This is a genomic window from Rhizobium sp. A37_96, assembly GCF_053521765.1.
This window is the reverse complement of the sequence record NZ_JBNWDS010000002.1, coordinates 101892-123221: the sequence shown is the minus strand read 5'-3', so window position 1 is coordinate 123221 and position 21330 is coordinate 101892. Positions and strand designations below refer to the sequence as shown.

Annotated in this window: 24 protein-coding genes; 7 read left to right on the top strand and 17 right to left on the bottom strand. The window is 61.8% G+C overall.

All coding sequences use genetic code 11. The features are described from left to right. The first annotated feature begins 44 nt into the window (after positions 1-44). Genes ACQZ6J_RS07000 through ACQZ6J_RS06990 form a run of 3 tightly spaced genes read left to right on the top strand, consistent with a single transcriptional unit; the run spans position 45 to position 3275 of the window. On the top strand, positions 45-998 hold the full coding sequence (locus ACQZ6J_RS07000; RefSeq protein WP_449082974.1) for an ABC transporter permease: 954 nt from the start codon (positions 45-47) through the stop codon (positions 996-998). Next, a complete protein-coding gene (locus ACQZ6J_RS06995) occupies positions 995-1861 on the top strand; it encodes an ABC transporter permease (RefSeq protein WP_449082972.1) in 867 nt (288 codons plus the stop codon). Before ACQZ6J_RS07000 ends, ACQZ6J_RS06995 begins: the two co-directional genes overlap by 4 nt. 22 nt (positions 1862-1883) lie before the next feature. Beyond that, positions 1884-3275, top strand: a complete 1392-nt coding sequence (locus ACQZ6J_RS06990; protein WP_449082970.1) for an amidase — start codon at positions 1884-1886, stop codon at positions 3273-3275. Between the two features lie 21 nt (positions 3276-3296). Here ACQZ6J_RS06990 and ACQZ6J_RS06985 read toward each other — a convergent pair whose 3' ends face one another. Beyond that, a complete protein-coding gene (locus ACQZ6J_RS06985; protein WP_163985047.1) occupies positions 3297-3776 on the bottom strand; it encodes an Lrp/AsnC family transcriptional regulator in 480 nt (159 codons plus the stop codon). 124 nt (positions 3777-3900) lie between these two features. Here ACQZ6J_RS06985 and ACQZ6J_RS06980 point away from each other — a divergent pair, with 124 nt between their 5' ends. Then, complete coding sequence (locus ACQZ6J_RS06980) at positions 3901-4827, top strand: DMT family transporter (RefSeq protein WP_449082967.1); 927 nt, start codon at positions 3901-3903, stop codon at positions 4825-4827. A gap of 67 nt (positions 4828-4894) precedes the next feature. Here ACQZ6J_RS06980 and ACQZ6J_RS06975 read toward each other — a convergent pair whose 3' ends face one another. The 5 genes from ACQZ6J_RS06975 to ACQZ6J_RS06955 form a co-directional block, all read right to left on the bottom strand. Beyond that, positions 4895-5134, bottom strand: a complete 240-nt coding sequence (locus ACQZ6J_RS06975; RefSeq protein ID WP_163985049.1) for a hypothetical protein — start codon at positions 5132-5134, stop codon at positions 4895-4897. A 74-nt stretch (positions 5135-5208) separates the two neighbouring features. Next, positions 5209-6063 carry a C40 family peptidase gene (locus ACQZ6J_RS06970; protein ID WP_449082965.1) on the bottom strand — a complete coding sequence of 285 codons (855 nt, stop codon included), beginning with the start codon at positions 6061-6063 and terminating at the stop codon, positions 5209-5211. 15 nt (positions 6064-6078) lie between these two features. After that, positions 6079-6423, bottom strand: coding sequence for a MarR family transcriptional regulator (locus ACQZ6J_RS06965; RefSeq protein ID WP_163985051.1), 345 nt, complete (start codon positions 6421-6423; stop codon positions 6079-6081). Between the two features lie 214 nt (positions 6424-6637). After that, entirely contained in the window at positions 6638-7030 is a 393-nt protein-coding gene (locus ACQZ6J_RS06960; protein ID WP_449082962.1) for a GFA family protein, read from the bottom strand. Positions 7031-7162: 132 nt separating this feature from the next. After that, positions 7163-8554: a leucyl aminopeptidase family protein gene (locus tag ACQZ6J_RS06955; protein WP_163985053.1), complete on the bottom strand. Its 1392-nt coding sequence runs from the start codon at positions 8552-8554 to the stop codon at positions 7163-7165. Between the two features lie 149 nt (positions 8555-8703). Between ACQZ6J_RS06955 and ACQZ6J_RS06950 the strand changes: the two genes are divergently transcribed. After that, on the top strand, positions 8704-9531 hold the full coding sequence (locus ACQZ6J_RS06950; protein ID WP_449082960.1) for a tetratricopeptide repeat protein: 828 nt from the start codon (positions 8704-8706) through the stop codon (positions 9529-9531). 96 nt (positions 9532-9627) lie between these two features. Here ACQZ6J_RS06950 and ACQZ6J_RS06945 read toward each other — a convergent pair whose 3' ends face one another. The 11 genes from ACQZ6J_RS06945 to ACQZ6J_RS06895 all read right to left on the bottom strand — a co-directional run bounded on the left by ACQZ6J_RS06945 (position 9628) and on the right by ACQZ6J_RS06895 (position 19712). Then, entirely contained in the window at positions 9628-10272 is a 645-nt protein-coding gene (locus tag ACQZ6J_RS06945) for a LysE family translocator (protein ID WP_449082958.1), read from the bottom strand. A gap of 141 nt (positions 10273-10413) precedes the next feature. Further along, positions 10414-11391, bottom strand: coding sequence for a type II secretion system F family protein (locus tag ACQZ6J_RS06940; protein WP_163985056.1), 978 nt, complete (start codon positions 11389-11391; stop codon positions 10414-10416). 22 nt (positions 11392-11413) lie between these two features. After that, positions 11414-12421, bottom strand: coding sequence for a type II secretion system F family protein (locus ACQZ6J_RS06935; RefSeq protein WP_163985057.1), 1008 nt, complete (start codon positions 12419-12421; stop codon positions 11414-11416). 8 nt (positions 12422-12429) lie between these two features. Further along, positions 12430-13911 (bottom strand): CpaF family protein, encoded by a 1482-nt coding sequence (locus tag ACQZ6J_RS06930; RefSeq protein WP_163985058.1) that lies wholly within the window; start codon positions 13909-13911, stop codon positions 12430-12432. 79 nt (positions 13912-13990) lie between these two features. Next, positions 13991-15262 carry an AAA family ATPase gene (locus ACQZ6J_RS06925; protein ID WP_163985059.1) on the bottom strand — a complete coding sequence of 424 codons (1272 nt, stop codon included), beginning with the start codon at positions 15260-15262 and terminating at the stop codon, positions 13991-13993. A gap of 31 nt (positions 15263-15293) precedes the next feature. After that, positions 15294-16025 (bottom strand): CpaD family pilus assembly protein, encoded by a 732-nt coding sequence (locus ACQZ6J_RS06920; protein ID WP_449082955.1) that lies wholly within the window; start codon positions 16023-16025, stop codon positions 15294-15296. Between the two features lie 56 nt (positions 16026-16081). Beyond that, on the bottom strand, positions 16082-17614 hold the full coding sequence (locus tag ACQZ6J_RS06915) for a type II and III secretion system protein family protein (protein ID WP_163985061.1): 1533 nt from the start codon (positions 17612-17614) through the stop codon (positions 16082-16084). 14 nt (positions 17615-17628) lie between these two features. Continuing rightward, positions 17629-18444, bottom strand: coding sequence for a Flp pilus assembly protein CpaB (cpaB, locus tag ACQZ6J_RS06910; protein ID WP_163985062.1), 816 nt, complete (start codon positions 18442-18444; stop codon positions 17629-17631). 162 nt (positions 18445-18606) lie between these two features. Further along, positions 18607-19119 carry an A24 family peptidase gene (locus ACQZ6J_RS06905; RefSeq protein WP_449082952.1) on the bottom strand — a complete coding sequence of 171 codons (513 nt, stop codon included), beginning with the start codon at positions 19117-19119 and terminating at the stop codon, positions 18607-18609. 92 nt (positions 19120-19211) lie between these two features. After that, entirely contained in the window at positions 19212-19394 is a 183-nt protein-coding gene (locus ACQZ6J_RS06900) for a Flp family type IVb pilin (RefSeq protein WP_449082950.1), read from the bottom strand. A gap of 135 nt (positions 19395-19529) precedes the next feature. Continuing rightward, the gene (locus ACQZ6J_RS06895) at positions 19530-19712 is read right to left on the bottom strand and encodes a Flp family type IVb pilin (RefSeq protein WP_449082948.1); all 183 of its coding nucleotides are present in this window, start codon (positions 19710-19712) and stop codon (positions 19530-19532) included. Between the two features lie 403 nt (positions 19713-20115). Between ACQZ6J_RS06895 and ACQZ6J_RS06890 the strand changes: the two genes are divergently transcribed. Together ACQZ6J_RS06890 and ACQZ6J_RS06885 are read left to right on the top strand one after the other, a co-directional pair. Beyond that, entirely contained in the window at positions 20116-20538 is a 423-nt protein-coding gene (locus ACQZ6J_RS06890) for a pilus assembly protein N-terminal domain-containing protein (protein WP_449082946.1), read from the top strand. A gap of 155 nt (positions 20539-20693) precedes the next feature. Continuing rightward, entirely contained in the window at positions 20694-21329 is a 636-nt protein-coding gene (locus tag ACQZ6J_RS06885; protein ID WP_449082944.1) for a TadE/TadG family type IV pilus assembly protein, read from the top strand. The last annotated feature ends 1 nt before the right edge of the window (position 21330 follow it).

Here is a 21330-nt window from a genome sequence, read left to right as displayed (position 1 = left end):
CCGTCAAACATCTCGATGCCGGCGTGATCGGCCATGGACATGCTATGATCGTACTGCTCACCCGCCGGATTTTCGGACTTGTCCTGACGCTGATTGCCGTCTCGCTCCTGGTCTTCGTGGTCATGGCGCTGCTGCCGGGCGATCCGGCCGCCATTACGCTCGGCACCTCGGCGACGCCGGAAACGCTTGCGGCGCTGAGGCACGATATGGGTCTCGACCAGCCGCTGATCGTCCGCTACGGGCAGTGGCTTGCCGGCGCGCTGACGGGGGATCTCGGCAAATCCTATACTTACGGCGTGCCGGTCGCCGGTCTGATCGCCGAGCGGCTGGCCGTGACCTTGCCGCTCGCCGCCCTCGCCGTCGTGCTGTCCGTCCTCATTGCCGTGCCGCTCGGCGTGGCGGCCGCGGCAAGGCGCGGCGGCTTCTTCGATATCCTTGCCGCGCTGTTTTCGCAGATGGGCATCGCCGTGCCGGGCTTCTGGGTCGGCCTGCTATTGGTGCTGCTGTTTGCCACATCGCTCGGCTGGATGCCGGCCGGCGGCTTTCCTGGCTGGAGCAACGGATTGTGGCCGGCCCTGAAATCCCTCGTGCTGCCGGCCGTGGCGCTTGCGCTGCCGCAGGCGGCGGTGCTGACCCGAGTGACGCGCTCGGCCGTGCTCGACACGCTGCATGAGGATTTTGCCCGCACGGCGGTCGCCAAGGGCCTGTCGCGCAGCCGCGTGCTCTGGGGGCATGTGGTGCCGAACGCGCTCGTGCCGGTGCTGACCATTCTCGGGCTGCAATTCACCTTTCTGGTCGCCGGCGCCGTGCTGATCGAAAACGTCTTCACCCTGCCCGGTCTCGGCCGCCTCGCCTATCAGGCGCTCAGCCAGCGCGATGTCATCGTGCTTCAGGATGTCGTGCTGTTCTTTGCCGGCCTCGTCATCGTCGTCAACTTTCTGGTGGATCTCTCCTATCTCGCCGTCGATCCCCGCCTGCGCGCCGGAGGGACACGATGACGATAGCCGAAGCCAGAGCTGCCGCCGGGCCCCATCGCCGCAGTTTTCGGGCGCTGCGCCGCCCCAACCTGATTGTCGGCGCCCTCATCATCCTCTCGCTCGCCTGCGTCGCCGTCGTTTCGCTGTTCTGGACGCCGGTTCCGCCGGCAAAGATGCAGATCGTCCACAAGCTGCAGCCACCCTTCGGCTTCGGGCTTCTCGGCACCGATCAGCTCGGCCACGACGTCCTGTCGATGCTGATGGCCGGCTGCTGGAATTCGCTGTCGATCTCCGTTTCCGCCGTCGCGATCGGCGGGACGATCGGGACGATCATCGGCGTTTCCGCCGCCGCTCAGCGCGGCCTCTTCGAAACGCTGGTCATGCGCGCCTGCGACGTGATCTTCGCGCTGCCGCCGATCCTTTCGGCCATGATCCTTGGCGCATTTCTCGGGACGGGGCGCATGACCGCCATTATCGCCATCGCGGTGTTCATGGTGCCGGTCTTTGCCCGCGTATCGCTCGGCTCGGCGCTGCAGGCGTGGAGCCGCGACTATGTGCTGGCGGCACGCGCCATCGGCAACACGCAGCTTGCCATCACGCTCCGCCATGTCCTGCCGAACATCATGGGCAGCATCATCGTCCAGGCGACGATCCAGCTCGGCCTTGCGATCCTGACCGAGGCCGGGCTTGCCTTCCTGGGCTTGAGCGTGCCGCCGCCGGCGCCGACCTGGGGACGGATGCTAGCCGACGCGCAGACCTATTTCCACGTCGCGCCGTGGCTGGCTCTCCTGCCGGGGCTAGCCATCGCGCTCTCCGTCCTCGGCTTCAACCTGCTCGGCGACGGGCTGCGCGATCTCCTTGACCCCCGCGAGGCGACGCGCTGATTGAGACAGAAAAGTAGAGACCATGACCGAACCGACCGATCTTTCCATCCGAGACCTCAGACGCAAATTCACCGACAAGAGCCTCTCACCCAGCGAATACTGGCTGGCGCTCGAACAGCATGTCGAGGCGTGGGAGCCGACGATAGCGGCGCTCTATGCCTATGATCCCGAGGATGCGCGCAGACAGGCGGCCGCGTCCACCGAACGCTGGGCGAAGGGTGCGCCGCTTGGCCCCCTCGACGGCATTCCGGTGACACTGAAGGAACTGATCGCCACCAAGGGACAGCCGGTGCCGCTCGGCACGGCGGCCGTCGAGCTTGTTCCCGCCGCCGAGGACGCGCCAATCGCCGCCCGCCTGCGCGAGGACGGCGCGGTGATTTTCGCCAAGACCACCTGCCCCGACTACGGCATGCTGTCATCAGGCCTTTCCAGCTTCCACAAGCTCAGCCGCAATCCGTGGGACCCCAGCCAGAATCCGGGCGGCTCCAGCGCCGGCGCGTCGGCCGCGGCCGCAGCCGGCTACGGGCCGCTGCATATCGGCACGGATATCGGCGGCTCGGTGCGCCTTCCAGCCGGATGGACCGGCATTTTCGGCTTCAAGCCGAGCCATGGCCGCATTCCGGTCGATCCCTATTATGTCGGGCGATGCGCCGGGCCGATGACCCGCGCGGTCGAGGATGCGGCCTTCTCGATGGCGACGCTGTCTCGTTCTGACTGGCGCGACGGCACCAGCCTGCCGCCGAACGAGATCGACTGGATGAATCTCGACATCGACGTCAGCGGCATGAAGATCGGCCTGATGCTCGACGCAGGCTGCGGCCTGGCTGTCGATGACGAGGTGCGCGATGCGGTCGCAGCCGCCGCCAGACGCTTCGAGGAAGCGGGCGCGATCATCATCGACGTCGCGCCGGTGCTGACGCGGCAGATGCTGGATGGGCTCGATGCCTTCTGGCGCGCGCGTTTCTGGGGCGACATCATGGGCTTGAGCGAGGAACGCCGCAATTCGATCCTGCCCTACATCCACAGCTGGGCGAAGCGCGGCGCCGAAGTCAGCGGTGTCGATGCCGTTCGCGGCTTCAACCAGACCATCGAGATGCGCAGGAGCTGCGGCAGGCTTTTCACGCAGGTGGACGCCGTGCTTTCGCCGACCAACCCGATCGTTTCCTATCCCGCCGAATGGGCCTCCCCCACCAACGACCCCGCCCTGCCGTTCGAACACATTGCCTTCACCGTTCCCTGGAACATGTCGGAGCAGCCGGCGGCGTCGATCAATTGCGGCTTCTCCCGTTCGGGCATGCCGATCGGCCTGCAGATCGTCGGCCCGCGCTTCGACGACATGCTGGTACTTCGCCTGTCCAAGGCCTTCGAGGACTGGACCGGCGGCGTTGCGGACTGGCCCAAGCGGCCGGCATGACCGCGCCATACGAATAGCCGGCTACTCCCGCGTCAATGGCAGGGAAAGACCGACCTTCACCCGATCCATGGTGACGAGCGATTTGAACTTCGTCACATTCGGATTGTCGTGGAAAAGGCGGCGGCTAAGCGCCTGATAATCGGACATGCTGGCCACCACGACGACCAGAACGAAATCCGCCTCGCCGGTCACCTGATAACATTGCTGAACCTCGGAGGCCTCGAGGAAGCTGCGCTTTATCGCATTGAGAAGATCGTAGCGTTCGTCGGCGATCTGGACTTCGACGATGATTGTGATCGGCAAAGCGACGGCTGCCGGATCGACGACCGCGATATTCGCCTGGATGACGCCGCTCGCTTCCATACGCTTGATGCGCCGCTGTATGGCCGGTGCCGACAGGTTGATCTGCTCGCCGATTTCGCGCTGCGGGACGGTGCTGTCCTTTTGGAGAATCTCGAGAATCGCCAGGTCGAATGCATCGAGATCGGCGGATTTGCGCATTTGAAAACATCCTTACCGCAAAGAGGAAACAAAATTGCATGAAAACTCTCAAAATGGAGCCAAATACTCTTTCCGTCTGTAATAGGTTTGCGCCACAACTCAGCTGACTTGCAAAGGCAAAAGAATGTCACAGCCGGACACCGAATACGATACACGCAGCCGCAGCCTCGGCGAAAACGCCGATACGAATGGCTTTCTCCTCGGTGTTGTGGCGATGCTTCTTGCAGCGCTGGCCATGAGCATCTCGCCAAGCCTTGTGCGCCTCGCCGATGTCGGGCCGTTCGCCAGCGCGTTCTGGCGCGTCTTCCTGGCGCTGCCGGTTCTGTGGATCTGGATGCGATATGCGGAGGCTGCCGAACCCGATGCGCCTCGCGCCAGCTTTACGCTGCCGACCATCCTTGCCGGCATTGCCTTTACGGGCGACCTGTTCTTCTGGCACCTTTCCATCATGCGGACAACCATTGCCAACGCCACGTTCTTCGCGACGATGGCGCCGCTCTGGGTCGTCATCTTCGGCTGGCTTCTGTTGCGGCAGAGGGTCGATCGCGCCACGCTCATCGGGCTTCTGATCTGCCTTGCGGGCGGCACGGCGCTGGTGGTGCAAAGCCTGGCGTTCAATCCGAGCCGCGCTGTCGGCGACGGGTTGGCAATCGTCACCGGCGCCTTCTTCGGCCTTTATTTCCTGGCAGTCGGCGCGGCGCGCCCAAGGACGAATGCCGCCCGCGTCACTTTCGAGCTCAGCATCATAACCTCGGCCATCCTGTTTCTCATCGCCTTCTTCTTCGAGCCGCGGATCCTGCCGCAGTCGATCTCGGGATGGTGCGTGCTTCTGGCACTCGGCCTCGTCAGCCATGCCGGCGGACAGGGCCTGCTATCGGTGGCGCTCGGACGGCTGCCGACCGTTTTCTCCTCACTCGTCATTTTCCTGGAATCGATCGCGGCCGCCCTTTTTGCCTGGATCCTGTTCGGCGAAAACGTCACGCTGCTTCAGGCCCTCGGCGGCATCGTCATCGTTGCCGGGATCTGGATTGCGCGGCCACGTACGGCCTAACGCAATTCACCGCAATCCCAGGAAGGCGAGACCGCTCGAATGGGCGGGCTGAACGAAGGCGCAGCGACTATAAGGTCGCGGCGCCTTTTTCCATGACATCGGCATCGAGATCATGCAGCGCCTTTTCAATCACGCGCAGATCGTCCTGAAGGCCGTCATCCGCGCTCATCGCGCTTTCGCTGCCGGCGCGCTGGATACCACGCGCCTCATTGCGCAACTCACGGAGCCTGTCGATCTTGCCGTTCCTGCGCATGCGGTTGTCGAACAGAATATCCCGGACCGTCTTTTCCATGGCCGTGATGGGCATCTCTCTTCTCCTCTCGATAGGATATCTCGATCAAAGAGATAACGAACGAGCGAAAAGACGGTTCCGATGCGGGATCACTCGACGAAGCGGCGATAGCCTGTCGGGCGTTCGTAGAGCCAGCCGATGCGCTCGATGGCGGCGGCGAAATTCTCCCGCGCGACAGTCATGGTATGGCCGTTGGCATGAACGATGGTTTCCGGGTCTTCCATGATTGCGACATGGCCCTTCCAGAAGACAAAGTCGCCGCGCTTCAACTCGTCGCGGTCGATCGGCTGGCCGAGACCGGCGGCCTGCATGTCGGTGTCGCGCGGCGCTGTGCGGCCGGTCATCGACAGCGCCAGCTGCACGAGGCCGGAGCAATCGATGCCCAGCCCCGAGCGGCCTCCCCAGAGATAGGGCGTCTCGAGGAAGCGCAAGGCGACATCGACAAAGTCGCCGCCCTCATTGTCGCCGATCGGCTGCACATGCTTGGCGAAGATGGCGGTGCCGTCCTCAAGGGTGACATAGTGATTGCCGCGCGCCTCCGCCGTACCGGCAACATGGACGCGGCTGCCCATGGAAAGGACGGCGACATGCGGCTTGCGCAATTCCGGCTCGGGATAGAGGAAGGTGCGCTGCGGACCGACGATATGCGTCGGCGCTGCCGTTCCTTCCCTGATCGCGGTTTCGGGAAGATAGCCGACATAACCGTCCGCCAGCGCCTTGACCCAGCACCAGCCGTCGCGGCGCTCGAACACCGCCACCTCTTCACCCATCAGCAGCTCGGTATCGATGCCCGAGGCGAGATCCGGCCTGGGCCGGAGCGCGATAACCGGAATGGCGACACGGGCGCTGCTGCCTTCGACGAAGCGCTCGGCCTCCACCTTGCCCTTGAGAGAAGCCTCCGCGAGATCGGGCCTGAAAGCATTGAGACGGCGGTCGAGCGTCATGACGAAATTCCCAGATTACAGTTTGCGGCCGTGCTCGATGACGAGATCGCCGAGTTTTTCCAGATAAAGCGCGCCGGTGACCGTGCGCTTGATGATGACATTGCGGCGATCACGCTCGTCGCGCACGCGATCGACCAAGCCCATCTCGCCCATGGTGTCAAGCGCCCGGGTGATGACCGGCTTGGTGACGCCGAGCGTCGCGGCGAGACCGCGCACGGTATGCGGCGGCGGCACGAGATAGATCTGCAGCAGGATCGCCGTCTGCCGTAGCGTCAAATCATGGTCCTCGCGGCGCACCTGAGCGAGCGTCACGCCATGCCAGAGGCCTAGAGCCTGCGAGGCAGAGAGTTCAAGCGGCAAGGGCAACCCCGAGATTCGTTACGCTACCGTTCCAGTTTGCTGGAGGATTATGGTGGTTTCAAGGGATGTATTTCTTCCTGAGCGTAAAACGACGCTTGAGGGCGTTGGGTTCCCGGTAAACGCGAGCCATCCATCAACAAGGCAACGAAGAGCGGTAGGCCTGCCCTTCCGAGGGGCACGGACGAATTCGATCCGATGAGCCTGTTGCGAGCTGCTATCCCTCGGAGCGGCTGGAGGGATCCCGATCACGGTCATAGTGCTTGGCGACCGGAAACGGCGGCAGCCAGGACTCGCGGCGGACGGTCCAGAGCTCGTAGGTCGGCGTCAGCTGGTCGGGCGCATCCAGCGATCCCAGATTCACTTCGATTTCGTCTGCCGTGCGCGCGAAAACGGAGGAACCGCAGCGGGGGCAGAAGAAACGCCCGGCGTAGTCGCGGGTCTGTCCCTCAATCGTCACCGCATCCTGCGGGAATATGGCGGACGCGTGAAAAAGCGCTCCATGATGCTTGCGGCAATCCAGACAATGGCAAAGACCGACCCGGTACGGCAGTCCCGATGCCACGATCCGGACGCTGCCGCACAGGCAACCGCCCGTGAAACGATCCATGCTCCGTCTCCTCCAAAACAAGAACGGGCAGAATATTTACAACGAGCGGCCCTCTCCTTGCAATCGGCCGCCAGGGGCGGCCGCTGCCGACGAGCCTGCAGCCGGATGATTTTCACCCGGCGGCCGCCGGCGTCAGCGCACGCTTTGGCGGATGTGGTGATACAGCGCCCGGATCGCCTGCGCCTCGCCACCGCCGGGCGAATGCGGCCGCTCGCTCTGAGCCCAGCCGTAAATATCGAAATGCGCCCAGCTCGGCGTTTTCGTCACGAAGCGCTTGAGGAACAAGGCGGCGGTGATGGAACCGGCCATGCCGCCGGCCGGAGCGTTGGTGATATCGGCGAATTTCGTGCGGATATCCTTGTCGTAGCCCATGTAGAGCGGCATGCGCCACAGCGGATCGTCAGTCTCCAGGCTGGCCTCGGTCAGATCGCGGGCAAGGTCGTTGTCGTCGGTGAAGAAGGGCGGCAGGTCCGGGCCGAGCGCGACGCGGGCAGCGCCCGTCAGCGTCGCCATGTCGATCATCAGGTCCGGCGCGTCTTCGTCGGCGTAGGCGAGCGCGTCGGCGAGAATCAGCCGCCCCTCGGCATCGGTGTTGTCGATCTGTACCGTCAGCCCCTTGCGGCTCCTGTAGATATCGCCGGGCCGAAAAGCGTTGGAGGAAATCGAGTTCTCGACGACCGGCACGATGACGCGCAGGTCGACCTTGAGCTTGGCATCCATGATCATCAGCGCCAGGCCCATGACGTTGGCGGCGCCGCCCATGTCCTTCTTCATCAGCAGCATCGAGGATGCCGGCTTGATGTCGAGGCCGCCGGTATCGAAGCACACGCCCTTGCCGACGAGCGTGATGCGGCGATGGCCCTTCTTGCCCCAGCGCATTTCCAGGAGGCGTGGTGCATCGGCACTGGCGCGTCCCACGGTATGCACGAGCGGGAAATTCTCCTTCAGGAGATCATCGCCGATGATGACCGACATTTCCGCCTTGTAGTGTTCGGCCAATGCCCGAAAAGCGGCTTCGAGCTGTTCCGGCCCCATGTCGTTGGTCGGGGTGTTGATGAGATCGCGCGCCAGGAAGACACCGGCAAGCTGACGCTTGATATCGGCGGCATCGGCATCGCGCGGAATCATCAGCGTCGGCACAGTCGCTTTCTCGGACTTGTAGCGCTCGAAGCGATAGCTGCCGAGACCGAAGCCGAGCGAGAGCCGGTTTGCCGTCAGCGGCGCCGTCTCGATATGCCAATCGCCCGCCGGCAGGCTGCGTGCGAGCCTGCCCGTCAGGAAGGGCTGCTCGGAGGGATTGGCGCCGAGGCCGAACAGGGCCCCGCCGAGATGTCCGTCCGCCGTCGGGATCAGCAGGAGCGAGCCGCTTTCCGCCTTGTAGCCGGCCTTGCGGGCCCAATCGAGCGCGATGGGATCGATGGTGCCCGTTTCGATGTGCGCCGGGGTGACGGCAAAGATCGGCAGCGTCGAGCCACCCTTCGAATTGAAAGGCGTCGCGCGCTCGATGAATTGATAGGGGGCCATGACCATCCTTTGACACTGACTTCAGGGAATCGAGAGTTAACCGTCTGTTAGGGTTAACAGATTATTGCTGGAGCGAACATTGCGTCGAACCTTTCCCTGTTCCGATTCTAGGCCGGGCGCAAGATCCAAGGAATTCAGGGATAAGCGAGATGCCCGCGGTCTCAACCACATCTTCATTCAGAACCTTCCTTTTTCGGGGTGCTTCCGCAGCGCTTCTGGCGCTCGCGCTCGCAAGCTGCTCGACGACCGGAAAAGACAAGATGACGACCGGCTCGATCCCCACGGCCTCGAAGCCTCTCGACACGATGAACAGCACCGATCTGGCGCAGGCAACCGCGACATACGGCAAGGCCTACGACGCCAATCCGAAGGACCGCGACGCCGGCGTCAACTACGCCAATGCCCTGCGCATGAGCGGCCGCAACGATCAGGCGCTCGCCGTCATGCAGCAGGTGGCAATCGCCAATCCGGGCGATCGTGGCGTGCTCGCCGCCTACGGCAAGGCGCAGGCCGCGGCCGGCCAGCTTGCCGAAGCGCTATCGACCATCGACCGCGCCCAGCTTCCGGATCGGCCCGACTGGCGCCTCGTCTCCGCGCAAGGCGCGATCCTCGATCAGCTCGGGCGCTCCGTCGATGCACGCGCCAAATATCGCGACGCGCTGCTGCTGGCGCCCAACGAGCCGACGATCCTATCCAATCTCGGCATGTCCTACGTGCTCACGGGCGATCTCAAGAATGCCGAAAGCTATCTTCGCTCCGCCGTTGCCCAGCCGGAGGCGGACAGCCGCGTGCGGCAGAATCTGGCGCTGGTCGTCGGGTTACAGGGCCGTTTCGCCGAGGCCGAACAGATTGCCCGCCAGGAGCTGACGCCGGAGCAGGCAAACGCCAATGTCGCCTATCTGCGCGGCATGCTGGCGCAGCGCAATTCCTGGCAGAAGCTTGCCACCAACAGCGATGCCAAGCAGACAGTCCAATAACGATCCGCCGCGCTCAACAGGGTTTTCCGCGCGACGAGCCTGAAGGCGGACGCTCGGATCATCGAGCGTTTCCGTGACTGCCCGATGGCTTGGCGCTCAGCGCCAGATGTGGCGCGGCAGGCCCTCTGCCACCAGCCGGGCTCCAAGCACGCCCATCACGGCGCCGGCAACCCTGTCGATCCAGAGCTTTGCGCCCAGATAGAGGGCGCGCGGGCGGTTCGATGAGAAGGCGATGGTCACCACCGTGTACCAGCCGACTTCGACCAGAAAGACCGCGGGCGGAACCGCAAACAGCAGCCAGGGAACCGGCGCCGCCGGCAGAAGTGCTGCAAAGATACTGCCATAGAAAATCGCCGTCTTCGGATTGCTGAGCTGCGTGCCGAGAGCGAAGAGGAAATTGCGCGCAACACCTCCCGCAGCCGGCGTGGCGGGCATATCGATGGGCAGATCCTGTGCGGCGCTACGCCAGATGCGGATGCCGACATAGATCAGATAGAGCCCACCGCCGACCTTCAGCGCGAGATACAGCCACTCCACCTTCATCAGCAATGCGCTAAGGCCGAACAGGGCCAGGGTGGCGAAAATGACGCTGCCGGTTCCCATGCCGAAGGCTGCGGCGAGACCTGCCTTGCGCGACCGGGAAACGGCGATGCGGGAGACGAGCACGAAGCTTGGACCGGGGCTGACAGCCCCGATGAAGACTGCGGCGATGACACTGAAAAATACGGCCATGGACGACATGCGGCACCTCCCGAGACGGCTGAAGTTCAGCCTTGCCGGCCGGACAGGAACCTCCGCTTGCATCCGGGAGATCGTACGCTCTGCGCGGCGACATTGCCGCGCGAGATTAGCCACACCCGCATGCCGCGGCAAGCGGGCAGATCAGAACTTGTCCATGGCCTGGATGATCGCGGGACCGAGAATGACGGCCATCAGGACCGGCAGGAAGAAGACGATCATCGGCACGGTCAGCTTCGGCGGGAGGGCAGCCGCTTTCTTCTCCGCCTCGTTCATGCGCTCGTCGCGGCCTTCCTGCGCCATGACGCGCAAGGCCTGCGAGAGCGGCGTGCCGTAGCGCTCGGCCTGAATAAGGGCTTGCGTTACCGATTTCACCAGCTCGATCTGCGTGCGGGCGGCGAGATTGTCGAAGGCGGTGCGGCGCTCCTGCAGGAAGGAGAGTTCCGCCGTGGTCAGCACCATTTCCTCGGCCAGCGCCGGCGACTGCTCCGCCATCTCCTCGGACACGCGATGCATGCCGGCTTCGATCGATATGCCCGACTCCACGCAGATCAGCATCAGGTCGAGAGCGTCGGGCCAGGCGCGCTTGATCGACTTCTGTCGCTTGGACATCCGGTTGGAAACGTAGATATTCGGCGAATAGAAGCCCAGATAGGCGGTGCCGATGACGCCGAGCAGGCGGATCGGCAGAGGCTTTGCGGCAAACCAGCCGAGAACGAAAACGAGGACGATCGCAATCGCCAGGAACAGGAACGGCAGCAGAAAACGCGCTACGAGGAACATGTTGAGGGCATTTTCCGAGCGCAGGCCGGCAGCGCGCAGACGATTGACGGTGTTGGCATCGACGAGCGCGTTTCGCAGATTGAAGCGCTCGACGATCTGCCGGACGTTCCGGTTGTTGTGGTTGCGCAGCGATGCCTTGCCGCCCTCGGCGGTCAACCGCGCCCGCTCCCGCGCGCGAATCTGCTCGCGCTCCGTCGACACGGCCTTCATGCGCTTGCTGAGATCGCCGCGCTCCAGCAAGGGGATGGCGATCGTGTAGAAGGTGGCAAAGACGGCGATCGCGACGACGACGGCGAGCAGCGTGCTCGGATCGGTCAGTTTGGCAGCCAGATCGGACATGGGCTATGCGGCTCCCTTCCGCTCAGATCTCGAAATTGACCATGTTGCGCATGATGTAGATGCCGATCGACATCCAGAGGCCGGCGCCGATCAGGATCAGATGGCCCCGCGGATCGGTGAACAGGATCATCATGTATTGCGGCGACGTCAGGTAGACGAGCAGCATGACGATGAAGGGCAGAGCGCCGATGATGACGGCGGATGCCTTTGCCTCCATCGACAGCGCCTTGACCTTCGCCTTCATTTTCTTGCGCTCGCGCAGCACCTTCGCGAGGTTGCCCAGAGCTTCCGACAGGTTGCCGCCCGCCTGGGCCTGAATGGTGATGACGATCGCGAAGAAGCTCACTTCCTGCAGCGGCATGTGGTTCGTCATGCGCGTGCAGGCATCCGACATGCTGAGGCCGACCTGCTGGGCCTCTACCACACGCCGGAACTCCGCCTTGACCGGTTCACGGGCCTCGGCGGCCACCAGCCGCACGGCATCGTTGAGCGGAAGGCCGGAGCGTATCGAACGGGTAATGAGATCGAGCGCATTGGGAAATTCGTCGAGAAACTTGGCCTGGCGGCGCTTGATCAGGAAGCCGATGACCCAGAGCGGCAGGCCGAACATCACCGCAAAGGGCAGCCCCAGGATGACAAGAGGCGGCGCGTGGAGGATGAAAAGGATCAGCATGACGAAGAGGCCGAAGAGCATGCTGAAGAGATAAAAGCGCGACGGCGTCAGCGATAGGCCGGCCTGCGCCAGCCGCGCCTTGAGCGACTGCCTCTTCTTGCTGTTTTCGGACTGGCGCCGCTCCAGATCCTTGAGCGTGTCCTGCACCGACTTGCGCCGCTTGGACATTTCCTGGACGCGGTCACGCGCTGCCTTGACCTTCACGCGGTCGGTTTCAGCCTGCTTGACCCTGTTGACGCGGCTATCGGCCTTCTTCTGGTTTTCGATCCGCGAGTAGAGAATGCCGTAGCAGACGGCAGCAGCAGAGACCGCCGTCAGCAAAACAATCAACAGCACTGTTGGATCGGCACCGAACATCGTAAATCCTATTGCGCCTTCTGTTCCATCTCGTCGAGGGCGGCGGCCAGGCGCCGTTCCTCGTTATAGTAGCGGGCTCGATCCCAGAAATGCGGCTTGCCGATGCCGGTGGAAACGTGCCGGCCGATAATCTTGCCGTTCGCATCCTCGCCTTCGATCTCGTAGCGCATCAGGTCCTGGGTGATGATCACATCGCCTTCCATGCCGATCACCTCGGTAATCTGCGTGATGCGGCGCGAACCGTCGCGCAGGCGCGCGGCCTGGATGATGACATCGATCGATGTGGAAACGATCTCGCGCACGGTCTTGGCGGGCAGGCTGAAGCCGCCCATGGCGATCATCGATTCGATACGGCTCAGGCATTCGCGCGGCGTATTGGCGTGGATCGTGCCCATGGAGCCATCGTGACCCGTGTTCATCGCCTGCAACAGGTCGAAAACCTCGGGTCCGCGCACTTCGCCGACGATGATACGTTCGGGACGCATACGCAGGCAGTTCTTAACCAGATCGCGCATGGTGATCTCGCCCTCGCCCTCGATGTTCGGCGGGCGGGTTTCGAGACGGACGACATGCGGCTGCTGCAGCTGAAGCTCGGCCGTGTCCTCGCAGGTGATGACGCGCTCGTCGCGGTCTATGTAGTTGGTCAGGCAGTTCAGAAGCGTCGTCTTGCCCGAGCCCGTACCGCCGGAAATGACGACGTTGCAGCGCACGCGCCCGATGACCTGCAGCAGCGTCGCGCCTTCGGGCGTGATGGCGCCGAAGCGAACGAGCTGATCGAGCGTCAGCTTGTCCTTCTTGAACTTACGAATGGTGAGCGCCGGACCGTCGATCGCCAGAGGCGGGGCAATGACGTTGACGCGCGAGCCGTCAGGCAGGCGGGCATCGCAGATGGGGCTTGATTCATCGACGCGCCGGCCGACCTGGCTGACGATGCGCTGGCAGATGGAGAGAAGCTGCGCGTTGTCGCGGAAGCGGATTTCCGATTCGACGGTCTTGCCGCCGACTTCGATAAAGGTCTGACCCGATCCGTTGACCATGATGTCGGCGATGTCGTCGCGGGCCAGCAACGGCTCCAGCGGACCATAGCCAAGCACGTCGTTGCAGATGTCCTCGAGCAGTTCCTCCTGCTCGGAAATCGACATCGCGAAATTCTTGATCGTGATGATATCGTTGACGATATCACGGATTTCCTCGCGCGCGGCCTCGTTGCCGAGCTTGGAGAGCTGCGACAGGTCGATCGTGTCTATGAGCGCGGAAAAGACCTGCGACTTGGTGTCGTAATATTCTTCGGTGCGGACGGGGCGGCGACGGCTGGGCGTCTGCATCGGCGGCGGCGCAACCTGCTGGCGCGGCTGTGCCGTGTCGCGCGACGGCTCGATCAGAACGGCCGGTGCCGTGGGCGCACCCGCGGCGGGCGCACGCGCCGGTGCCGGCGGAGGCATCGTGCCGCCGCTCCTTGCAGGACCTTCACTTCCGCGCTTGCCAAACATGCTTTCGATCCAATTCTACTGCTGCTGCATGATTTTCACGAAGGGTTCGCCTTTGCGAAGTTCACGCAAAATCAAACGACTATTTCCGCTTCAGGAGGCCGAGCAGACCGCCCTTTCTCGCCTTCTTCAAAGCGACGCGTCCGGTGACGATGTGCGATATCTGCGAAAAGGTCTCTGCAATCGGCGACTTCGGATCCGTCTCCGAAATCATCTGCCCGCTGTTCGCCGCATTGCCGAACAGGTTGATGTCGAAGGGAATGATGGCGATCGGGTCCGTTTCCAGCGGCGCGCAGAATTCCGAAGGATTGATCTCCGGACGCTTCGGCATGCCGACCTGATTGAGGATGAGATGCGGCGCCTTGTCATTGGGCCGCAGCTTGCGCAGAGCGTCGATCAGGTTCTTGGCATTGCGCAGGTTGGCGAGATCCGGTGCCGCGCAAATGACGACTTCGTCGACGGCGGCAAGCACCGAGCGCGTCCATTCCGTCCAGACATGGGGGACGTCGAGGACGGCCACCGGGGCGCTGCGCTGAAGAACGTCGAGCACCGGCAGGAAAGCCTGCCCTTCAAAATCATAGGCGCGATCCAGCATGGAAGGCGCCGCCAGCAGCGAGAGATGCTGCGAGCATTTGGTCAGCAATCGATCGAGAAAGACTTCATCCAGACGCTCCGGCGAATAGACGGCTTCGGCGATCCCTTGGGCGGGATCCTGATCGAAGTCGATATTCGCCGTACCGTAAGGCAGGTCGAGATCGGCAAGGATGGTTTCGGTGGAGAAAAGGCTCGAAATTCCGAAGGCGCAATTGTGGGCAATGGTGGATGCACCCACTCCCCCCTTGGCGCCGATGAAGGCAATGCTGCGGCCGAGCGGCTCGGCATCCGGATCGATGAAGATCGCCGTCATCGCCGTCATCAGATCGACCATATCGGTCGGCTGCACGATGTATTCGGAGATGCCGTTGCGGATGAGCTCGCGATACAGGCCGATATCGTTGTGATAGCCGACGATGATGACCTTGGTGCTCGGATCGCAGACGGCGGCGAGCGGCTCGAGTTCGGTCAGCACGTTGCGCGGATTGGCGCGCGTCTCGAGGATGATCAGATTCGGCGTCGGCGCCGAGGCGAACATGTTCGCCGCCGCCGCAACGCCGCCGCTGGTGATCCGCAGGCTGACCTTCGACATGCGGCGATCATTGGCACACTGGTCCATCACCCGCTGCAGCTGTTCGCTTTCGCAGAAGGCGTGCACGGAAATACGCGGCAGCGGCCGCAGATTTTCAAGATTGCCAGAGCGCGAACCTTCCTCGGTCTCCTCGGCAGACGAACCAATATCGTATTCGATGGCGTTCATGATCTCATCCGGTTCCGCCGGCCCCTCGTTCTCAATTTCCGCTGCCGAAGCCGCCGACCGTTGCCGAGCTGACCGGGGACGAGCCGTTGCGATAGCTGTCGATAACCTTGCTGCGCTGATCGGCGTCGATCGGCGTCATCGCGCGCGGCGAGACCAGATCCGTCGGATTGGCGACCTGCGCCGCCAGATTCTGCTGGGTCGCGCAGCCGAAATTGTAATAATTCTGGTTGTCGAAAGCGTTGTCGGCAAGGTCGTCGGGCCATTGGCCGCAGCTGTTGGTGGCTGCCGTGGTCGCCGTGAAGCGCAGGCGGATCGGTGCGGCATCGCCGGGACCGCCGGCCGCATAATAGCTGGTGACGACGCGCCCGGACGGAACGCCGTTTGCGACCAGTTCCCGGCGGATCTGCTGGCTCAACGCCGATGCCGCCGGAGTGTTTACCGATTCGCGCGGCGACAGAATTTCGACAGTGCCGCTGGCATGCGCGCGATAATCCTGCACGAAGCCGCGAATGACATCGCGCATACCCGTCGTCAGATGACGGTCGCTCGCGGCGACCGGTATGTCGATATTGTGCTCCTTCTCCGTCAGCACGATCGGATGCCGCTGACGGTAGTCGTCCCTGATGGCGCTCGTCGTCATGCCGTCCGGAGAGCCGGCACAGCCGGTAACGGCGCCCGCCAGCACCAGGGCCGGCAGGATCAGCGCCAGCCGCGGGAAACGAGGCCGCACGGTGCGGGGCGCATTGCGTTCGAGGCTTGCCATCTTTTGATCTCTGGTTGATCCCGTTGAAAAGGCGCGCTTCATGATCCGTTTCCCCCTCATTTGTAGATGAAGCCGACGGTGCCGTGGAAATCGGCGTCGGCGACCGGCGGACCATCCCTGCGGCCGTAGATCTTGTTGACACGGTTCATGAAGAAGATGCCGGCATCGTTCGTCGGCGAAAAATTGTCGTCCGGGCGAGCCAGCTTGTCGCGTGCCACCGGGCGCACGAGGTAAGGCGTCGCGATGATCACCAGCTCGCTTTCATCCCGCTGGAAGCTCTTTTGACGGAACAATGCACCCAGGATCGGGATTTTCGATGCGCCCGGCGTGCCTGACGTGGACTGTTGCACATTGTCGCTGAGAAGGCCGGCAAGGGCGATCGACCCGCCGGACGGCAGTTCGACCGAAGTGTTGGCGGCGCGGTTGTTGTAAGTCGGGACCGATGACGATGCGACCGGCTCGGAGACCTGGGTCTGCACATGCAGGCTGATACGGCCGCCGGCAAGGACCACAGGCGTAAATGCCAGCGAGATACCATAGGTATAGGGCGTGATCGTCGTGTTGCCGTCCTTGTCGGTGGTGGAATAAAGCGTCTGGCCGCCGGAGTTGAACGTCGCGGCCTGCCCGGAAATCGCCGTCAGGGTCGGCTCGGCCAATGTGCGGACGGCGCCGGCCTGTTCCAGTGCGTTCAGGTAGGTGCTGATATTGTACTTGCCGAGGGCATATTTGAAGAGCGTCGAGAGACCGCCCGCACCGGTGGCATTGGTGGGATCGCCGTTGACGCCGAGAGAGTTTATCGTTCCGGTATTTCCTATGTTGCCGAGCTGGGCGACACCGAGACCGGAGGAATTGCTGACCAGATTGTCGAACCCGATCTGCTTCAGGACACTGCGCTTGATTTCAGCGACCGTGACCTTCAGCGTTACCTGATCCTCGCCTTCGATCTGCAGCATGTTGACGATCTGCGAGGTCTGCCGTCCTTCGGCAAAGAGGGCGACGGAGTCGGTGCCGCCGCTTCCGGAAGCGGTCTCCGTGCGGGTCGTGGCCTCGCCGCCCTTCAGGAAGGCTTCGGCGAGCTGCTGCGCGCGGATCGAATCCTGCGGCGTGCGCACCATGCCGGTGAGAACGATGTTGTCGGAAATGATCTCGACGTTGATGTCGGAGTCGGGGATGAAGCGCTTGATGTTGTCCTGAAGGCCGGCGATATCACGCTCGATCTGGAGGTCGAGACTGACGATTTCCTTGCCGTCGGCACCGAAGACGAAGATGTTGGTCTGGCCGACCGTCTTGCCGAAAAGATAGATGCGGCGCGAAGTCCGCGTCACCGCATCCGCCATTTTAGGGTCGGAAACGAGAATATCGTGTGCGTCGGCCGGCAAATCCACCACCAGCGCCTTGTTGAGGCCAAGCTTCAACGTGCGCTTGCTGCCGAGACCGGCGATGGTGACGATGCTGTCGGAGCCGCCCGCAAACGCAGATGGCATGTGAAGAAAGGCCGGCAGGCCGGCCAAGGGCAGACCGGCGAAGGCAACCGAGAAAGAGAGAGCCGCAGCGAGAGGAAGGCTGGCTTTCCTGCTTGTCTTGAACATGTTTTTGCCCCTACTCATTGTGGTTTCGGCCCGGTCGGACCGTCGGTCACGATCGCTCCCGACTTGATGACCTGGACGAGCCCGCCGCCATTGTCTCCGGCCAGCAGGTAGTCCGCCGCGGTCGTATCGGGCTGCTGTGCGTCGGCGACGGAGCGCAATGCCAGGGTCAGGCGGTCGGCCATCTGATGCGCGACGGCCAGGACTTTCGTCTGGTCCGGCGTCAGCTCCAGCGTGGCTGTCGCGCCGACCACGGCCTTGCTTCCATCCTGCTTTTCCTCGATCTGCTGATCGACGGCCAACACGCGGACATTGCTGAGGACGGTTTCGGTCACGAGCTGCTGCTGCGAGCCCTTGCGAACCATGATCACATCGACGCGATCATTCGGAAGGATGAAGCCGCCGGCGCCCGTGGAGACGGAAATCTCGGTGGCAACCGCCCGCTTGCCTGCCGGCAGCAGCGAGGACAGGATGCGGCTGTTTGAATCGGCGACCTTCTCCTCGCGGATCGGCTCGCCCTCGAATATCGGCAGGCGAACGACCGCGCCGGTCAGATCCTTCAAAGCGTCGGGTCGATCGGCCTGGGTGATGAAGCCCTTGACGATGCCGCTTTCCGGCCAACCCATCCAATGAATCGATTTCTCGTCCAGCCGCGAGCCGACGGGCAGATTGGCGCTTGAAACAAGCACATTGACCGTGGCTTCCTTTTCCACCACCGCCGCAATCTGCTGCGGCACGATATCGCGTGAACCGGCCAGGCGCACCGCCAGCAAGCCGGCCATGCCGGCGGCGACGGCTGCCACTGCGAGTATCATTAAGCGAGCGGGTTTCATGGTCATTCCTTGGGGAACAGGATTCTTCGCCCCGTAGAATGACCGGCAATTGGTGTAATTATGGTTAATGGTACGTTACATTTATTGTTACTTAACCATGATTACTTGGCGCAAATTAGAGACGCGTCACATGAAGAGCGAGTTGTACTCGCGAATTGGGGCCTAAAGCATCCCTTTTGTCGCCGCGATGACCAGCGGCGATGCCGGAAAGGCGAGAATTCCGCCCGTGGCGATGGCGATGCCATAAGGGATCTTCTTGGCATGCAGCAATGAATTCGGCAGGGGAAGGCCGATAGCCATGATGATGTGCGACTGAGACCGCAACAGCACGATGACGACCGTTATGAGGCCGCCGATGAGGGCGACGTAGACGGCGAACGACAAAAGAGAGGGATCAAGGCCGAACCACAATGCAGCGGCGGCAAGCAGCTTGGCGTCGCCGCCTCCCATGACATTGAGCGCAAAAAGAGCGAAGCAGGCACAGAAGACAATCCCGGCGCCGGCAAAGTGCATACCGAGCTCCGACAACGGCAACCCGCAGAGCGGCGCCAATACGACGAAGGCTACCGCCAGTGCGATCGATACCCGATTGGGTATCGTCATGGTCAATAGATCGGAAATGGCCGCAATCGACATGCAAAGCGGAAAGATAAGCAAGACCGCAACTTCAAGCATGACACTGCTCCAAACCCATGTAGTGGAAACTAAAACCGCCCATTTTACTGGGCGGTTTTCGGGCTAAACATACCGGTTCACGTCTCGATCGCTTAATGTGCGACCGAGGCCGTATTCATCTTGTCCGAAATGCCGTTAAACGTGGTGCTGAGCGTGTTGCCCAGCGTCGTTGCACCGGCAATGATGGCAACCGAGATCAGAGCGGCAATCAGGCCGTATTCGATAGCGGTCGCACCCGATTCATCCTTCAGGAAGCGAGAAAAAAGCTTGGACATGAGTTTAACTCCACCTTGTTGACATCAAGCCCGTCAACTGTTGCCGTTGAACGGATGAGTTACTCGGTATCCATTTGCCTTTTCCATCGCTTTGCGGTTTCCGGGCTAAACGTACCGATTCAATAGCTTGAAGTATTAATGCGCGACCGAGGCCGCATTCATCTTGGTCGAAATGCCGTTGAACGTGGTGCTGAGCGTGTTGCCCAGGGTGGTGGCGCCAGCAATGATGGCAACCGAGATCAGGGCAGCAATCAGGCCGTATTCGATAGCAGTCGCACCCGATTCATCGTTCAGGAAGCGCGAAATAAGCTTGGACATGAGTTTAACTCCACTTTGTTGACAGCACGTCCGTCAACTGTTGCCGTTGATCGGATGAGTTGCACGGTATCCATCTGCCGTTTCCATCGCTTTAAAGAACTAGGTTAACGTACAGTAAATACGAAAGCCAAAATAGAATAGTTAATGCGAATCTTATGTCCTTCGATGCATTTTTAAAGAAATTCTTCAGCCAAATAGAAATTATTAGATGCATGAATATTAGTGCGATATACGATTCGTCTCAAAGTAACTCATGTTTTGAAAGAAGCAGCGACCGCATGGCCCGCATATGGGACATTTGCACCATAGTCGCACGACAGCTGGCCTTCTTAATCGTTCATTCACCATTTCTTCTCATTCTATACGACAACACTTTTCGCCATATGCTTTGCGAGGCCAAGCCATGCCAATCGGCGGCAGAACAGCATTCCTAGCCGGTATCGTCGCCTTGGCCGGCGCGATACCACAGCTTTCCCACGCTGCCGGAGAAAGCATGCTGCGCGTGTATATGGATCACGCGCGCGTACTGAAGCTCGATCGCCCCGTCAGCAAGGTCATCGTCGGCAATGCGCAGGTTGCCGACGCCACGGTCGCCGATCCGAAGACCATCGTGCTGACCGGCCGCGCCTTCGGCACGACGAACATCATTCTGCTCGATGCCGACGGCAATGCCATCGTGGATGAGCAGATCCTGGTGTCGATCGACGAAGGCAATACGGTGCGCGTCTATCGCCAGACGGACCGGGCCGTGTTGTCGTGCACGCCCAATTGCGAGCAGCATGCACAGCAGAACAATGCGGCGGCCACCCCGGCAGCCGGACAATAGTTACATTCGCTAGCGCAAATATTCTAAAGTAATTCCTTGATACTTGCGCGGCGATCAATAATCCCTGTTTCCTCTAAATATGAATAGAGAAGAGAAACGGATTATCAACAAAGCAATTCTAGTGTCGTCCGCGTGTAAATCGCCGCGGATTCCCCATGACGCCAGATGACGACCCTCTCGCCAATACAAGCCCAGCGCGGCGACATGCCCGCGGCGGATTGCGCGGCTTCGTCCGCTCTCGGGATGGCGCGGCAGCGATTGAATTTGCCTTGCTGGCGATTCCCTATTTCCTGATCGTCTTTGCGATCATCGAGACCTTCGTCGCCTTCACAGCCGAGCAGATCGTTTCCAATGCCGTCGACACCTTGTCGCGTCAGATCAGAACGGGGCAGATTACCGTCGACCCCAACAAGACGTCGTATACTACCACACAGCAGTTCCGGCAGGCATTCTGCAATGAGATTTCCGTGCTCATTACTTGCTCCGCGTCAGAAGTGCAGACACCCGCGAACCTTTATCTCGATGTGAAGACCTATACGAGCTTTGCGTCCATGCCGACGACGATCCCGAGAAAGTCGTCCACCGATCCCTATTCCGATCTGGATACCACAGGGTTCACGTTCACGCCCGGCGGGTCCAAGTCTCTGAACATGGTCCGGGCCTACTATCGCTGGCAAATCATCACCGACCTGCTGCGCCCCTACCTTACGAACGTACGCCCGTCCGACGGCTCGGCGTCAGTCTATCTCATCGTTGCGACAGCAGCCTTCCAAAACGAGAACTATCCGTGAG

Excerpts from the sequence above, each read along its gene's own strand:
- ACQZ6J_RS07000 (WP_449082974.1), top strand. The coding sequence starts at position 45 with ATGATCGTACTGCTCACCCGCCGGATTTTCGGACTTGTCCTGACGCTG.
- ACQZ6J_RS06995 (WP_449082972.1), top strand. The coding sequence starts at position 995 with ATGACGATAGCCGAAGCCAGAGCTGCCGCCGGGCCCCATCGCCGCAGT.
- ACQZ6J_RS06990 (WP_449082970.1), top strand. The coding sequence starts at position 1,884 with ATGACCGAACCGACCGATCTTTCCATCCGAGACCTCAGACGCAAATTC.
- ACQZ6J_RS06985 (WP_163985047.1), bottom strand. The coding sequence starts at position 3,776 with ATGCGCAAATCCGCCGATCTCGATGCATTCGACCTGGCGATTCTCGAG.
- ACQZ6J_RS06980 (WP_449082967.1), top strand. The coding sequence starts at position 3,901 with ATGTCACAGCCGGACACCGAATACGATACACGCAGCCGCAGCCTCGGC.
- ACQZ6J_RS06975 (WP_163985049.1), bottom strand. The coding sequence starts at position 5,134 with ATGCCCATCACGGCCATGGAAAAGACGGTCCGGGATATTCTGTTCGAC.
- ACQZ6J_RS06970 (WP_449082965.1), bottom strand. The coding sequence starts at position 6,063 with ATGACGCTCGACCGCCGTCTCAATGCTTTCAGGCCCGATCTCGCGGAG.
- ACQZ6J_RS06960 (WP_449082962.1), bottom strand. The coding sequence starts at position 7,030 with ATGGATCGTTTCACGGGCGGTTGCCTGTGCGGCAGCGTCCGGATCGTG.
- ACQZ6J_RS06955 (WP_163985053.1), bottom strand. The coding sequence starts at position 8,554 with ATGGCCCCCTATCAATTCATCGAGCGCGCGACGCCTTTCAATTCGAAG.
- ACQZ6J_RS06950 (WP_449082960.1), top strand. The coding sequence starts at position 8,704 with ATGCCCGCGGTCTCAACCACATCTTCATTCAGAACCTTCCTTTTTCGG.
- ACQZ6J_RS06945 (WP_449082958.1), bottom strand. The coding sequence starts at position 10,272 with ATGTCGTCCATGGCCGTATTTTTCAGTGTCATCGCCGCAGTCTTCATC.
- ACQZ6J_RS06940 (WP_163985056.1), bottom strand. The coding sequence starts at position 11,391 with ATGTCCGATCTGGCTGCCAAACTGACCGATCCGAGCACGCTGCTCGCC.
- ACQZ6J_RS06935 (WP_163985057.1), bottom strand. The coding sequence starts at position 12,421 with ATGTTCGGTGCCGATCCAACAGTGCTGTTGATTGTTTTGCTGACGGCG.
- ACQZ6J_RS06930 (WP_163985058.1), bottom strand. The coding sequence starts at position 13,911 with ATGTTTGGCAAGCGCGGAAGTGAAGGTCCTGCAAGGAGCGGCGGCACG.
- ACQZ6J_RS06925 (WP_163985059.1), bottom strand. The coding sequence starts at position 15,262 with ATGAACGCCATCGAATACGATATTGGTTCGTCTGCCGAGGAGACCGAG.
- ACQZ6J_RS06920 (WP_449082955.1), bottom strand. The coding sequence starts at position 16,025 with ATGGCAAGCCTCGAACGCAATGCGCCCCGCACCGTGCGGCCTCGTTTC.
- ACQZ6J_RS06915 (WP_163985061.1), bottom strand. The coding sequence starts at position 17,614 with ATGTTCAAGACAAGCAGGAAAGCCAGCCTTCCTCTCGCTGCGGCTCTC.
- cpaB (WP_163985062.1), bottom strand. The coding sequence starts at position 18,444 with ATGAAACCCGCTCGCTTAATGATACTCGCAGTGGCAGCCGTCGCCGCC.
- ACQZ6J_RS06905 (WP_449082952.1), bottom strand. The coding sequence starts at position 19,119 with ATGCTTGAAGTTGCGGTCTTGCTTATCTTTCCGCTTTGCATGTCGATT.
- ACQZ6J_RS06900 (WP_449082950.1), bottom strand. The coding sequence starts at position 19,394 with ATGTCCAAGCTTTTTTCTCGCTTCCTGAAGGATGAATCGGGTGCGACC.
- ACQZ6J_RS06895 (WP_449082948.1), bottom strand. The coding sequence starts at position 19,712 with ATGTCCAAGCTTATTTCGCGCTTCCTGAACGATGAATCGGGTGCGACT.
- ACQZ6J_RS06890 (WP_449082946.1), top strand. The coding sequence starts at position 20,116 with ATGCCAATCGGCGGCAGAACAGCATTCCTAGCCGGTATCGTCGCCTTG.
- ACQZ6J_RS06885 (WP_449082944.1), top strand. The coding sequence starts at position 20,694 with ATGACGCCAGATGACGACCCTCTCGCCAATACAAGCCCAGCGCGGCGA.